We start from the raw sequence: 14,603 nt of genomic DNA, 5'->3' as shown, positions 1-14,603 counted from the left end.
CGGTTAGAAAAGTAACCGTATGATGCCGCCGGGATCACCCTGCGTCGATAAGGTCCTTTACGGACAGGACCATACGAACGAGATGTGCCAGGGAATGGGTCCCCATCTTGTGCATAACGCGGGAACGGTGGATCTCGACCGTGCGCTGGCTGATTTCCAGCTCAATGGCAATCACCTTGTTGGCCTGACCGGCAATCATACGGTCCATGATCTCGTGTTCCCGGGGGGTCAGGCTCTTGATGCGGCGAATGATCTCCTGCTTCTCGTCCAGAGACTTGCGCTGCTCAAGGTCCTGTTTGAGGGCTGCCTCAATTTTCTCCAGCAGTGCCTCCTCACGGTAGGGCTTCTGGATGAAGTCCACAGCGCCCTCTTTCATGGCGTCGACGGCCATGGGGACGTCACCGTGCCCCGTCACAAAAATAATCGGCAATATGGAGTGCTTTTCATTGAGCTTTTTCTGGAGCTCCATACCGTCCATGCCCGGCATGCGAATATCCAGCACAATGCAGCCTGCCATCTTGTCGGAATAGTCCTTCAGGAAAGCGGTTGCACTCTCATAGGTCTTTACCGGCTTGCCGTCGGATTTCAGCAGCAGCTCCAGGGAATCGCGGACTGCTTCATCGTCCTCAACAACGTACACGGTTTGCTGGATATCAGTCATGGGTGTGTTCTCTCCTGTCCGTTTTCTTATGATCGCCGGTCAGTGAATTGACGGGTCTTTATGGTCGTCACGGGCATGTTCCTGACGCTCGTGTTCCCGCATTTTTTCTAGCCGTTGCTGGATAATGCCAAAAACGCTCTGCTTCGGGTACCTGCCTTTGTCATCGGCCTTGCCCGCAGGCTTTCCAAGCAGCAGCGTGATGGCCTCTTCAACACGGGCGACCGCGTACACCGCAAACTGCCCCCCGCGCACTGCCTGCACCACTTCGCTGTCAAGCATCAGGTTCTGCACATTGGTGGATGGCACGATGACACCCTGGCTGCCTGAAAGCCCACCCTTGAGCTGGCAGGTGGTAAAAAAGCCTTCCACTTTTTCGTTGACACCACCAATGGGCTGAACCTCACCAAACTGGTTGACCGACCCCGTAATCGCAAGATCCTGCCGAACCGGTATACCGGAAAGGGACGAAATCAGCGCGCACAGCTCTGCCAGAGAAGCACTGTCTCCGTCCACTTCACCGTAGTTCTGCTCGAAGGTCAGACTGGCCGACAGGTGCATCGGATCGTTGACCGCAAAATGGGAGGCTAGCCAGGAGCTCAGGATCATCACGCCCTTGGAGTGCAGATTGCCACCAAGCTTTACATCTCGCTCAATATCCATGACCGCGCCATCTCCATAATAGCAGGTAGCGGTGACACGGTTGGAAAGACCGAACTCAAATCCACCCGTGGACAGCACCGAGAGTGCATTAACCTGGCCAACACATGTGCCACTTGTAGTTACGAGCGTTGTGCCGTCACGGATGGAATCATAAAACTGATCCCGGATCCGGCTGCTGCGGTATTTCGCGCTTTCCAGCGCGCGCTCAACGTGCAGGTCCCGGATCAGCTTGGCACCGGCCTGACGGGCCCAGAAATCGGATTCCCGCAGCAGGTTGGCAATATCGGCCGCATGCAAGGACAGTCGATCCTGATGCTCGGCCATACGGGCACTGTGCTCAATCACCCGGGCAACCGCCTTGTTCGAACAGTGCAGCAGCTTCTTCTCGCTCACCAGGCTGGCGATAAACTTGGCATATAGCAGCTGACTGTCATCGGAACGGTACATTTCGTTCTCGAAATCCGCCGTGACTCGAAACAGCTCGGCGAATTCGGAATCGTACTCCTGCAGCAACATCCAGGTTTCACGGTCGCCGAACAGAACAATCTTGACGTCCAGGGGCACCGACTCCGGTTCAATTGAGATGGTTCCGGACAGCGTCAGTTCCCGTTCCAGGGAATTTATCTGTATGGACTTCGAACGCAGCGCACGCTTGAGGCCATCCCATACGAACGGTTGCTCCAGAACCTTGATGGCGTCCATCAACAGATAGCCGCCGTTGGCCCTGTGCAGGCTGCCCGGGCGAATCAGGGAGAAATCCGTGAACACGGTGCCCTTGTAAGTGACGTTCTCAACGTAACCGAACAGGTTGTGGTAGGTGGGGTTATCCTCCACCACCATTGGCACTTCGTTGGTTTTCTGATGCACCAGAACATTGACGAGGTAACGGCGGGGCATCTTCTTGTCGAGGGACGCATACGCAATCGCTGCCTGTTCCTCGTTGTCATCGAGGAAAATCTCGAGATTTTCAACCAGGTCCGCCCGAACCGCTTCAAAGAAGGCGACCACGTCCGGCAGATCCTTGTATTTCTCGATCAGCTCATCAATCTGATGGCCTGAGATACTCTCGAGGGTCTCCTGATTCAGGGCTTGCTGTTTATCAGCGTATTCCTGCTCCCAGTCCGCCAGTTTGCGAAGCGCCTGCCGGAGCTTTTTCTCGAGCTTGTTGATGGCATCTTCGAACTTGTCGCGCTGCTCATCGGTCAGAGCCTGGAAAGATTCCGCAGTGTGGGGTTCGTCGCCATTCATGGCCACCAACCGATAACCGCCCGGGGTTGTCACAGTGAGGCTGACTTTTTTGCGCTTGGCCTGGGCCGCCACCTTCTCCAGCTCGTCTTCCTGCTTTTTGCCGTATTCGTTTTTCAACTGTTCCGAGCGCTCAAGAAAGCTGTCGCTGTCAAAGGTCTGGGGAATAACCTTGACCAGGCGACTCATCAGCTTTTCCATATCCTGTTTGAGCTGGGTACCCTTCCCGGCCGGGAGCTGCAACAGCTTCGGAATGCGCGGCTCCTCGAAGTTGGCCACGTAGCACCAGTCATGGCTCTGCTGATCCGTATCCACATGATGCTCGAGGTAACGCAGCATCATGGTGCGCTTACCCAGGCCATTACGGCCAACGGCATAGACGTTGTAACCGCCATGGGGCATTGCCAGAGCAAAACGCACAGCCTCCTGGGCACGGTTCTGGCCAACGATTTCAGCCAGGGGCTCCAGTTGCTTGGTGGTTTTGAACGGCAGATCTTTCAGAACACAGGCTTTGTAAAGCTGGTGCAGAGGCAGTGACTTCAAGGTTTGGTCCTGTAACGGTTAACACATTGGCCGGTCATTGTAGATTCTGCGGTCGGCTCTGTCGCGTTCAGCACGAAGATTTCTGGAGTCGCGCACAGTGCGCGGGATTTTGTTAGGCAGTTCACAATTCCGCCGCCGCTCATTTTTCAGCCAGCCTTTCCGGAACTACACTTCATGTCCCAACCATAAAAACAATGCACGCAACGGACGCCAGCGTATGACCAATGATTCCGCAGAGCGCAGAATCAAGGATCGTTACCCCGCCTCCTGCCTGAAGGTCCAGCTCCGGGAGCGTAGCTTCCTTGGTCGTGGCAAACACCCCACGCCGGTTACCTGCCTGGACCTCAACCGATACGGAATGGCAGTGCTATGCCCCCGACCAGTAGAGCCGGGCGCCCGTCTGTTCATGGATTTTGACGGCAAGTACATCAGCGAATCGCGGGTTTGTGCCCGGGTGGTGGAATGCCAGCCCTTCCAGACCGGCTATCGCGTCAGTGTCCAGTTCAGCTATTGCCTGGACAAGAAGGGCTATTCACGAACTGTCGACAATGCCCTGTCGCGGATTGAAGGCTTCTACAACCGGTTTGCCAGCTGAGCCAGGCCTTCGGAATCAAACCAGCCCGGCGTCAAGGCTGGCCGCAACATACATCCCCAGCTCCCGACACTGATCTTCAAACTCTTCCCGGTATTCACCCCGGCAGATCAAAGGTTCCTGAATCAGCTTCCAGCGCAGCCCGGTGGTAATGCTTTCTATTGCCCGCTTGGTGCCCGTGCCGTCATGGCCAGCGCGAATGTAATAGGCGAAAGGTAGCCCCTGGGTCTTCTCGAGGCAGGGATAGTAGCTGCGATCGAAGAAGTCTTTTAAAGCACCACTCATATACCCGAGATTCTCAGTGGTGCCCAGAATAATGGCGTCGCAGGCAAGAACGTCTTCGGGACCGGCATCCAACGGTGCCAGAACGGTTACTTCAACGTTTTCGATATCTTCATGGCGGGCACCCTCATCCACAGCTTCTCGTAGGCGGAGGGTGTTCGGGGAAGGCGCATGGGCAACAATCAAAAGTTTCTTCATGCCATCCATACGTCCTCCCTACATCAAGCTTAGAGCAGCTCGCCGTTGGCTTCTGCAGGCTCTTCTTTTGCGCCTTTCTTCGGTTCAGGCTTGGGCATCAACTTGTCCCGAACCTTGGCTTCGATCTCGTTGGCAATGTCCATGTTTTCTTCCAGGAACTTGCAGGCGTTGGCCTTGCCCTGACCGATCTTGTCGCCATTGTAGGCGTACCAGGCTCCGGACTTGTCGACAAAGCCTTCCTTGACGCCCATATCCAGCACTTCCGCCATGTGGTAAATGCCCTTACCGTACATAATCTGGAACTCGGCCTGCTTGAACGGCGGCGATACTTTGTTCTTGACTACTTTCACGCGGGTCTCGTTACCGACCACTTCGTCACCATCTTTCACGGCACCAATGCGGCGGATATCAAGGCGAACGGAGGAGTAGAATTTCAGCGCGTTACCACCGGTGGTGGTTTCGGGCGAGCCAAACATAACCCCGATTTTCATACGGATCTGGTTGATGAAAATCATCAGGCAGTTAGCGTGTTTGACATTACCGGTCAGCTTGCGAAGCGCCTGGGACATCAGTCGCGCCTGCAGACCCACGTGGCTGTCGCCCATTTCACCCTCGATTTCCGCTTTCGGGGTCAGGGCCGCCACGGAGTCCACGATGATCACGTCTACCGCATTGGAACGAACCAGCATGTCGGCAATTTCCAGGGCCTGCTCACCGGTATCCGGCTGGGACACCAGAAGGTCGTCCACATTGACGCCCAGCTTTTCGGCGTAAACCGGATCGAGCGCGTGCTCGGCATCCACGAATGCACAGGTTTTGCCGGCTTTTTGTGCTTCGGCAATTACCTGCAGGGTGAGCGTCGTCTTACCGGAACTTTCCGGACCGTAGATTTCGCAAATTCGACCATATGGAAGACCGCCAATACCCAGGGCAACGTCCAGGCCAAGGGAACCGGTGGAGACCGCAGGAATGGCTTCGCGGGGCTGATCGCCCATTTTCATCACGGCGCCCTTGCCGAACTGGCGCTCAATCTGCCCAAGTGCTGCGCTCAATGCTTTCTTGCGGTTGTCTTCCATCAGTGCAAACCCTCTGTCGCCTGGGCCGCCACCCTCAGGAAAAGGCTGGCAGCGAAATAGTGAATCGGGAATCTGTACAGCTCGAACAGCCCATTCCCTGTATATTTGAACAGTATTAAAACATAACCCGCAGAGGAGACCAACCCCTCCGGATGTGAAAGCCGTCAGACTTCGTCCACAAAATTGTTAACCCCTTGAAGGGCAAAGAGAACGGCCTGCCTGCGGACCTGATCACGATCACCCTCAAAGTGTTTTACCACGGCCACGGTGGAGGCCGGGCTGCTACCCCAGGCAAACCAGACGGTGCCCACAGGCTTGTCATCGCTGCCACCGCCGGGCCCGGCAACACCACTGATAGCCACGGCAACGTCAGCATCTGTCGCCACCAGGGCACCGGCAACCATTTCCCGCACCACCGGTTCGCTGACCGCACCGTGTTCATCCAGCGATTTCCGGGTTACGCCCAGAAGCCCCTGCTTGGCCTCATTGCTGTACGTGACCAGGCCACCCAGCACGTAGGCCGAAGAACCGGCACGATCGGTCAGTACCTTCGCAACCCAGCCGCCGGTGCAACTCTCCGCCGTCGCAACTGTACGGCCGGTTGTCAGCAGTCGTTCACCAAGGCGGTTGCCTGCCTCTTCCAATTCCTGATCGCTGGCCAGCATAATGACCTCCTTCGTTTCATCACGGCGGTTATTTTCTTACAATTCACGCCTTCATCCAAAGCAAGGCTACCGGACCCGTTCATGTCAGCAGCTCAGACCGATCTTTCCAAGCACACCCCAATGATGCAGCAGTACCTGAAGATCAAGGGCCAGCACCCCAATGAACTGGTTTTTTACCGCATGGGGGACTTTTACGAACTGTTCTACGAAGATGCCAAGAAAGCGGCCGAGCTGATGGATATTACCCTCACCGCCCGGGGCCAATCTGGCGGCAATCCGATCCCCATGGCCGGCATCCCCTATCACTCTTCTGAGGGCTACATTGCCCGGCTGGTTCGGGCAGGTCAATCCATCGCCATCTGCGAACAGATCGGAGATCCTGCCACCAGCAAGGGGCCGGTTGAGCGACAGGTGGTGCGGATCGTCACACCGGGAACCCTGAGCGACGACGCCTACCTGGAAGATCGCAGGGACAATCTGCTGGTGGCTATCTATAACCATCGGGAGCAGTTCGGTTTTGCCTCGCTCGATATTTCCAGCGGCCGTTTTGCCGTGTCGGAGCTGGAAAACCTGGAGGCCCTGCAGGGCGAACTGCAGCGCCTGCGTCCGGCGGAAATCCTGATCAGCGAGGATTTTCCCTACGAGGACGTTCTGGAGGGTTTCACCGGAATACGCCGTCAGGGGCCCTGGCTCTTCGAATCCGATACGGCCCGCAGGGTTATTACCCATCAGCTTCAGGTCAGGGACCTGACAGGTTTCGGCTGCGAGGAACTCAATCTCGCCGTCTGTGCCGCGGGCTGCCTGCTGCAGTATGCCAAGGAAACCCAGCGTACCGCCCTGCCCCATATTCGCAAGCTGACCCGTGAACGGCGCGATGAAGCAGTCATCCTGGACGCGGCCAGCCGTCGCAATCTGGAAATTGACACTAATCTCATGGGCGGCCACCAGTACACCCTCGCCTGGGTCATGGACCGCACTGCCACATCCATGGGTGGACGGGAACTCCGGCGCTGGCTGAATCGGCCGCTTCGGGATGTGGAGATCGTCCGCCAGCGTCAGCAGGCGGTATCGGCACTGCTGGACGGGTTCCACTATGAGCCGGTGCACGATCTACTGAAAGCTGTTGGCGACATTGAGCGCGTGCTCGCACGGGTCGCCCTTCGTTCGGCCCGCCCAAGAGACCTGGCGCGGCTTCGGGATGCCTTCCAGGCCCTGCCGGACCTGCAGGAAACCCTGAAACCGGTCAATTCCCACCACGTCGTCAGGCTGGCGACCATCATTGGGGAATACCCGGAACTGGCGGATCTGCTGGAGCGCGCCATCATCGACAATCCCCCGGTCGTGATCCGTGAAGGCGGGGTCATCCGGGAAGGCTTCGACGAGGAGCTGGACGAGCTGCGCAACATCAGCGAAAACGCCGGCCAGTATCTGCTGGATGTGGAAACCCGGGAGCGGGATCGCACCGGTATCAGCACCCTCAAAGTAGGTTACAACCGGGTCCACGGCTACTACATCGAAATAAGCCGGGCCCAGTCCGATCAGGCGCCGGTGGATTATATTCGCCGGCAGACCCTGAAAAACGCCGAGCGATTCATCACGCCGGAACTCAAGGAGTTCGAGGACAAGGCCCTGAGTGCCAAGAGCCGGGCCCTGGCCCGTGAGAAAGGCCTGTACGATGACGTACTGGAAACCGTCGCCGGGCAACTTGCGCCACTTCAGGATGCCGCCCAGGCACTGGCAGAACTGGATGTGCTGAGTAATTTTGCCGAGCGCGCTACCTCCCTGCGCTTTTCCGCGCCGGAGTTCAGCGAATCCCCGGGTTTTGACATTGAGGAAGGGCGCCACCCGGTGGTTGAACAGTTGCTGGACGAGCCGTTCGTACCGAACGATCTGCTAATGGACACCCAGCGCCGCATGCTGGTGATAACCGGCCCGAACATGGGCGGTAAATCCACCTATATGCGTCAGGCTGCGCTGATTGCGCTGCTCGCCTACACCGGCAGTTTCGTGCCCGCCAACCGGGCAGTGATCGGCCCCGTGGACCGGATTTTTACCCGCATGGGTTCCTCGGACGATATCGCCGGCGGCCGATCCACCTTCATGGTGGAAATGACCGAAACCGCCAACATCCTGCACAACGCCACCGAGCACAGCCTGGTGTTGATGGACGAGGTTGGTCGTGGCACCAGCACCTTTGATGGCCTGTCCCTGGCCTGGGCTACTGCCGAGCACCTTGCCCGGGAGATACGCTGCTACACGCTGTTTGCCACCCACTATTTCGAGCTCACCCAGCTCGCCGACGAACTGCAACATGCCGTAAACGTCCATCTGACGGCCACCGAACACGATGACAGCATCGTGTTCCTGCACAACGTGCATGATGGCCCGGCAAGCCAGAGCTACGGTCTGCAGGTAGCAAAGCTGGCCGGCGTGCCACAGGATGTGATCCGTAACGCCAAAACCCAGCTCTCACACCTAGAGGGCAGCGCTTCGCCAGCGGCGCCGGCAGCTTCGGCCGCTGAACAGGGCAACAACGCATCCCTGGCCAAACCGGCAACCAAGGCAAATGAATCCGTTTACCAGGGCGATATGTTCGCCAGCCTGGAGCCCAGCGCCGTGGAAGAGGCACTTAAAGACATGGACCTCGACGGATTAACCCCCCGGGATGCCATGAATCAGCTTTACGAACTGAAGGCGTTGATGAAGAAATAGCGAAGAATTGATCTGTGTAATAAGGTTATAGCAGTCGAACGCTTGCGGCTGTGCGGGTCGCTCCCTACAATATCGCGCACCAAAATATAACGGCAGCGCCCGACGGCGCTCCTGATGAGACTGACCGACCACTGGACCAGGGATCTGACTATGGCGTTTATCGTTACTGATAACTGCATCAAGTGTAAGTACACAGACTGCGTGGAAGTCTGTCCGGTAGACTGCTTCTACGAGGGACCGAACTTTCTGGTAATCGACCCGGACGAATGTATCGACTGCGCCCTGTGCGAGCCAGAGTGCCCGGCCGAAGCCATTTTCTCGGAAGACGAGCTGCCGGCCGATCAGGTCCAGTTTGTGGAGCTGAATGCTGATCTGGCCGCCAAATGGCCGAACATCACCGAAAAGAAAGATCCGCTGCCAGACGCTGAAGAATGGGATGGCAAGCCGAACAAGCTTCAGTATCTGGAAAAGTAAGCATCCGGAACTGGAACAAAGAAGGGAAGCCGAGGCTTCCCTTTTTCTTTGCCTGAAGTTCCGTGATTGCGTCAGGTGCTGGCCAGCTTGGCACCCATGGCCACGAAAAACCCTCCCGTCAGGCCGTTCAGCGTTCGCTTTACACGCGCGTTTACACCGAGACTCCGAAACGTCACCACCACCCATGCCAGACCACACTGCCAGAGCATTGCCAGCAGAAAATGCACACCGGCCAGCATCAACGACTGTTCAAAGGCGTTGCCTGCCGGATCCACAAATTGTGGCAGCAAAGCCATATAGAACAGCGCAGTTTTGGGATTAAGAACGTTGGACAGCAGGCCCTCACGAAACGACACCGCCAAGCCCACCTTCCGGCGGGCAACCGTTACGTCCTTTGCCGCAGGCGCGTCACCCCGGCGAAGGGCCTGGCGCAACGAACCGATGCCGAGCCAGACCAGGTAGCAAGCGCCGGCCCACTTCAATGCAGAAAATGCCCAGGCGGTTTCCACCAACAGGAGGGAGATGCCCAGCGCCGAGAGCGTGGCATGAATGAACAGGCCGCTACAGATTCCGACACTGGTCACGCACCCATCCCGCAAACCGCCCCGGCCGGTATTACGCATCACCAGCAGGGTATCCACACCGGGCGTGATGGTGAGCAATGTAATGGCAACCAGATAGGCCCAGAACAGATCCGATATCAACGTCATGCCCTCTCAAAATCCTGAACAAAACCTTCCCCGGGGCCCTTCCGACAATCTCAGACTCAGGCCTCCTGCTGGAGAATCTTACGCGCAGCGGCGGACTTGTAAAATGGCGCAAGCCGCCGACGAATCAGGGCCTCAACATAGCCCTCTTCACGCAACACGTCTATAACCGGAATTGCGTAGGCATCTATCTCCGCCATAACAACCTCGCGGCTTACCCCCATATCGCCCAGCAGGTCTGTAAGCGGGCGCTCGCCATATTTGTCGAACAGGTGGGAAACCACGGCCCGGGCACAGTTCTCAAAGTATCCGGTCTTGCGAAACTGCAGCCAGAACTCATAGCCCAGCACCACAAACTCCTGCAGCTGCACGTCTCCGAGCCCCTCGTGCAGCTCGGCAATGGTGCGATCCTCCAAAGACACCCAGGCGGCCATCACACTGTCGCGCAGCTCCTCATCAGACAGGGCACTGTGCAGGAATTGCTCACTGCGGCTGATCAAACCGGGCAGGCTGTCAGACAACCAGGCTTTCAGTCGACGCTCAAAGGTTTCATCCAGCCCCGGCACCGCCCGATTGGCCATCCGCTTGCCAAATTTCATCATCGAACCAACGCCCGGCACAGACTTGGTGATCAGGTTATCCTCGTACAGGTAGTTCACCAGGCCGTGGTACACGACATTGGACACCAGCTCCTGATAGACCGGGTGCGCCATGATCTCGCTGATCACCCGTTCACGCTGCTGCCGGAGCTCCAGAGCTTCCTCCAGAAAGCCCGTGGCCTGTTCGCGGGTGATGATCTCGCCCAGGGTGGTCTTTGACTGCACTTCGGCATTGAGCACCTCGGTGGCCATCTCCGCGGCCAGTTCCGGAATGCCTGCATCCAGTTCCATGTCCATAACGATACGCTGGATAACGCCCATCACCTGCTCTTCCGAGGTTATCCGGCCAAGGGTTATCTCGCCGGCATAATGCCAGAGCTCATCGAGCTCCTGCTCCAGGAACTTGCGCAGCTTTGCGCCCTTTAGCGAAGCCAGCTCATGTTTCACATGCTGCTCAAGCAGTTGGTTGGCGAGATCCGTTTTGCCTTTGGTCATGGCGTCAGTTGTCCTGTTGAAGAAATGAAACACACAGGCCAGAGGCTAACACGAACGAAACGCTGGCAGGTTTGCCAAAACTACAGGTGGAGAGGCGCGGCCGGGCCAGTATGATTCAGTCACGCACTCTGAGAAGGAGTTACTGAAAATCGTTGAAGGTGTGGGGTTCCGCAGCAAGTGCGAGGCAAAGACTGCCGGGGCCAACGTAGATGCTGCTGGTAATCCCCATCTGGGAGAGCAGCAGTTCCACACCATTGCGTTCGCAAGCATCGCGCAGTCGGTTGAGCCCGGGCAAATCCTCGATCTCCGTCCAGGTAAGACCACAGGACAGGCTTACATAGGGTGTCAGAAGCCCGGCTTCGACACGGGCAGCGGCATAGTTCATCACCTTTTCCACGGCCACGTCGAAACTCCGGGTTTTGGCCGCAGGCTGGCCCTCGGCCCCCTGCCCGAAGATAACCGGCGTAATGTTCAGTGCTTTGCCCAGGAAGGCAACCAGTGCCGACACACTCTTGTCACCACGACGCCGTGCCCGTTCACGGATGTAGTGCAGATCCCTCGGAATCACGCAGGTGTAGATCCTGTCGCTGAAGGTTTCCACCTCATGGCGCAGGGCATTCTTGGACACATTCTGGTCGATCAGCTTGAGGGTGTGGGCTGCCAGCAAGCCCTGGCCGGCGAAGATCTGCTTGCTGTCGATGACCCGCATGAAGAAACGACCATCGCGACCGGCGGCGTGCCGCGCCCCTTCGTAATTTGCCAGGACACTGTTCATGGCTTCGGTGGCATTCTGGAAAATCAGGCTTCGGGTTTTCGTGACAGTCTCGCAGATAGCAACATCAAACTGGGTAACGATCTTCTCCATGAACAGGTCGTGGATCTGCTCAGCGGTGAAGGCGCGAGTCTCGGCCTGATGCCCTTTCTGCAGCAAACCGCTCTGGTAAAACTCCTGGGTCCGAACCGGATCATGTTTGTCTATATAGGTCTGGCCATCAATTACAGCGGTTACCGGCAGGACGAACAGGTCATGCTTGCGGCTGAACTCGTAGGGTAAGTCGCACGCAGAATCGACGATCAAACCAACTCGCATGGTGGGCCTCCAGCTCCGGGCAGCTCCTCGAGCGGAAGCCCCCTTTATTGTCGTTATTCTTTGTGCCGAACAGTTTTACACACCCCGGTCAGAATTTCAGCAACCCGGCCCTATCCTGCAGTCGATGTCATATCCAGTTCCTGAAGATTCCGTTCGAGCAGCTCACGGTTATCCTGCTGCCAGGGATGAAAGCCTTTGCGGAAATAGGCCAGGAATTCCGGCAGACACTTGCGCAGTACGCCGGGTTTTCCCCACAGGAAATTGAGGCCACCAATCCAGGTACGAAGACTCCAGAGCTTGCCATCAGCTTTCAGCAGGCTACAGGTGTTCAGGAAGGTGTACTTGAAGAAGTTCCAGGTCACAAACAGGAAGACGATCCGGCGCAGCCGCTCGTTGCCGACACATTCCCGGTAAACATCAAAGGCAACGGATTTGTGTTCGGTTTCCTCGATGGCGTGCCAGCGCCAGAGCTTTGCCATGGCCGGGGTAGCCCCTTCCATCCATTCGGGGTGACTCAGGATGGCGTTGGCCAGTACCGCCGTGTAATGCTCGGCACCGCAGGTGCCCGCCAGTTGCCGGCTCGGCGGAAGTTTGCCAACCCACGCCATATGCTTCTCGAACCGCCGGTCGAGGGCATCGATATCATAGCCCCGCGCCTTCAGAGCTTCGTTGTAGCTCTTGTGCTCCCGGCTGTGCAGCGCCTCCTGGCCTATAAAGCCGCGAATTTCCGCTTTCAGCTTGGGATCCTCAATCTGGTCCCGATAGAGTCGCACGGCATTAATGAATTGCTGTTCGCCATCAGGGAACTGCAGGGAAAGGGCATTGAAAAACGCGGTCCGGAAAGCATCGTTGCCATGCCAGAGCGTTTTCAGATCCTCGCTGACATCGAACCGCAGATGTCTCGGCTCAACGGACACCCCCTCGGGCGTGGAGCTGATGGTCATGACTGCCTCCTGTTTTTGTAGTGTTGTTATCAGTATTGAACAGCGGACAAAATTTCATCAGTTCTGGCAGTTTAAACCCGGAAACCGCGCGGAAGGAATACTTCAGGAGGAAAAATTAGACAAATTGTCACGAAATGACATTCTGTCAACGCCCATGCTCAGGGAAACATTCAGGCATAAAAAAGGGAGGCACGAGGCCTCCCAAGGACACACAGGGGGTCAACGCCTTCCGGTGCAGAGCCGGAAGACGCAGGTTTAGTGCTCTTCCGCGGCTTTCACGCCCGGCGCTTCCGGGTCGGCGGTAAAGCCAAGCAATTTGGTACGTTCAATCAGGAAATAGAGGACGGCGCCGGTGGCCAGGCCCCAGCCAGCGCCATAGACGGCCAGAACAACACCCATGGTGCCGGCAATGCCACGCTCGGTGTTATTCTCCAGCTGCTCCAGCCCTACCATCAGGCAGATATAGCCGGTCAGCAGCAGTGTCAGTGACAGGGCAATCGGCAGCACCGGTTGGAAGAAGCTCACCAGCGGCAGAACGAAAAGGGCAATAAAACCCGTAATCCAGAAAGTACCGCCGCCACTGTAGATGGAGTCCATGGCGTTACGACCGTACTTGTAGCGCTCGGCCATGGTGGCAGTGACAGCCGTCCAGATCGGGCCCGCCAGCCCCGGATAGGGTGCGAAGAACGCGTGGCCACCATTGCGGATAGCGGTTACCAGATGCACCCGGTCGATGCTGTTATCGATATCTTCGTCTTTGCGCAGATGATCAACGCGGTTCATCAATGACTGGCCGACCACGATATCGCCGAAGGCAATCACGTAGGCGATCACCGCCGTGGGAATGGCGTACAGGAAGACGTTGGCATCCGGGAATCCGACGGCGAACGGCAGGTAGTTCCACAGCTCATCAAACGCGGGTTTGGTGATGCCCCACTCCACATTGGGCACCTCGTATTCGCCAGTTGCAAAGCCAACCAGGATCGCAACCACCATACCCGGCACCATGCCGTAGTTGGCAATCTTGCGGGCGATTGAATTGCTTTCCACAAAACCTTTGAACGATACCGAGAACATCAGGTAGAGGCACACCAGGCCACCGATGATCAGGGAGATCGGCGTGTTGGCGAGACGGCCGCCTGCCTCAATCTCACCCATCAGGGCGGCGATACCGGCACCGATGATAATCCCGCCTTTCATGGAACGGGGAATCAGCTCCACCAGTTTGCTGCCCAGGCGTGTAATACCCAGAACCAGGAAGATAATGAACACCAGGAACTGCAGCGCGAACAGCGCCTGAATCGCCTCGGGGCCCGGCTCGTAGTCGCTCAGGAACAGCAGAACCACAGGAATCCCTGGCGTAATCCAGCCCGGCACCAGGGGAACACCCAGCAGTGCCGGCAGCATGAAACCGATGCCACAGATCACCACGTAAGCCAGAGCCACGTCGTAGGGCACACCCAGGTATTTCTCAAGAAGGGGAATCATGGCCAGGCTGACCACGAACATGATCAGAGCCTGCACCATCTCCGCGAACTCCCAGCGGTAATGAACGAACGGCAGACGAACCTTGAAGGGACCGGCCGGCCAGAACGGCTGCTCTTCCCCGTTCTTTCGGTGAAACATTTGCATAAAAAGGTCTCCGGGCTCACGCGGCGCG

Annotated in this window: 13 protein-coding genes; 3 read left to right on the top strand and 10 right to left on the bottom strand. The window is 57.3% G+C overall.

Translation table 11 applies throughout. The features are described from left to right. Window positions 1-34 precede the first annotated feature (34 nt). Window positions 35-661 (bottom strand): response regulator FixJ, encoded by a 627-nt coding sequence (gene fixJ, locus ACP86_RS16230; RefSeq protein WP_008170525.1) that lies wholly within the window; start codon window positions 659-661, stop codon window positions 35-37. Between the two features lie 39 nt (window positions 662-700). Further along, the gene (locus tag ACP86_RS16225) at window positions 701-3,109 is read right to left on the bottom strand and encodes an ATP-binding protein (protein ID WP_053114782.1); all 2,409 of its coding nucleotides are present in this window, start codon (window positions 3,107-3,109) and stop codon (window positions 701-703) included. A gap of 217 nt (window positions 3,110-3,326) precedes the next feature. Here ACP86_RS16225 and ACP86_RS16220 point away from each other — a divergent pair, with 217 nt between their 5' ends. Continuing rightward, complete coding sequence (locus tag ACP86_RS16220; RefSeq protein ID WP_008170530.1) at window positions 3,327-3,704, top strand: PilZ domain-containing protein; 378 nt, start codon at window positions 3,327-3,329, stop codon at window positions 3,702-3,704. Between the two features lie 15 nt (window positions 3,705-3,719). Here the strand turns inward: ACP86_RS16220 and ACP86_RS16215 are convergent, their stop codons facing one another. From ACP86_RS16215 to pncC, 3 genes are all read right to left on the bottom strand, one after another. After that, window positions 3,720-4,190, bottom strand: a complete 471-nt coding sequence (locus tag ACP86_RS16215; protein ID WP_053114781.1) for a flavodoxin family protein — start codon at window positions 4,188-4,190, stop codon at window positions 3,720-3,722. A 20-nt stretch (window positions 4,191-4,210) separates the two neighbouring features. Next, window positions 4,211-5,257 carry a recombinase RecA gene (gene recA, locus ACP86_RS16210; protein WP_053114780.1) on the bottom strand — a complete coding sequence of 349 codons (1,047 nt, stop codon included), beginning with the start codon at window positions 5,255-5,257 and terminating at the stop codon, window positions 4,211-4,213. A 164-nt stretch (window positions 5,258-5,421) separates the two neighbouring features. Next, window positions 5,422-5,922, bottom strand: coding sequence for a nicotinamide-nucleotide amidase (gene pncC, locus ACP86_RS16205; protein WP_008170536.1), 501 nt, complete (start codon window positions 5,920-5,922; stop codon window positions 5,422-5,424). Between the two features lie 81 nt (window positions 5,923-6,003). On the opposite strand from pncC, the gene mutS reads away from it, so the two are divergent. Next, a complete protein-coding gene (gene mutS, locus ACP86_RS16200; RefSeq protein ID WP_053114779.1) occupies window positions 6,004-8,634 on the top strand; it encodes a DNA mismatch repair protein MutS in 2,631 nt (876 codons plus the stop codon). A gap of 150 nt (window positions 8,635-8,784) precedes the next feature. Continuing rightward, complete coding sequence (gene fdxA, locus ACP86_RS16195) at window positions 8,785-9,108, top strand: ferredoxin FdxA (RefSeq protein ID WP_008170541.1); 324 nt, start codon at window positions 8,785-8,787, stop codon at window positions 9,106-9,108. Between the two features lie 71 nt (window positions 9,109-9,179). On the opposite strand, the gene ACP86_RS16190 is transcribed toward fdxA, so the two are convergent. The 5 genes from ACP86_RS16190 to ACP86_RS16165 form a co-directional block, all read right to left on the bottom strand. Next, window positions 9,180-9,818 (bottom strand): LysE family translocator, encoded by a 639-nt coding sequence (locus tag ACP86_RS16190; RefSeq protein ID WP_053114778.1) that lies wholly within the window; start codon window positions 9,816-9,818, stop codon window positions 9,180-9,182. Between the two features lie 56 nt (window positions 9,819-9,874). Beyond that, window positions 9,875-10,909 (bottom strand): hypothetical protein, encoded by a 1,035-nt coding sequence (locus ACP86_RS16185; RefSeq protein ID WP_053114777.1) that lies wholly within the window; start codon window positions 10,907-10,909, stop codon window positions 9,875-9,877. A gap of 139 nt (window positions 10,910-11,048) precedes the next feature. Further along, complete coding sequence (locus ACP86_RS16180; RefSeq protein WP_053114776.1) at window positions 11,049-11,999, bottom strand: DegV family protein; 951 nt, start codon at window positions 11,997-11,999, stop codon at window positions 11,049-11,051. 110 nt (window positions 12,000-12,109) lie between these two features. Further along, complete coding sequence (locus ACP86_RS16175; RefSeq protein ID WP_053114775.1) at window positions 12,110-12,943, bottom strand: metal-dependent hydrolase; 834 nt, start codon at window positions 12,941-12,943, stop codon at window positions 12,110-12,112. 255 nt (window positions 12,944-13,198) lie between these two features. Further along, on the bottom strand, window positions 13,199-14,575 hold the full coding sequence (locus ACP86_RS16165) for a solute carrier family 23 protein (protein ID WP_041645090.1): 1,377 nt from the start codon (window positions 14,573-14,575) through the stop codon (window positions 13,199-13,201). Window positions 14,576-14,603: the final 28 nt, after the last annotated feature.

The sequence above is a fragment of the Marinobacter sp. CP1 genome (genome assembly GCF_001266795.1).
Lineage (GTDB): Bacteria > Pseudomonadota > Gammaproteobacteria > Pseudomonadales > Oleiphilaceae > Marinobacter > Marinobacter flavimaris.
Note: the sequence above shows the minus strand (reverse complement) of the source record. Positions and strands in the feature narration are given on the sequence as shown.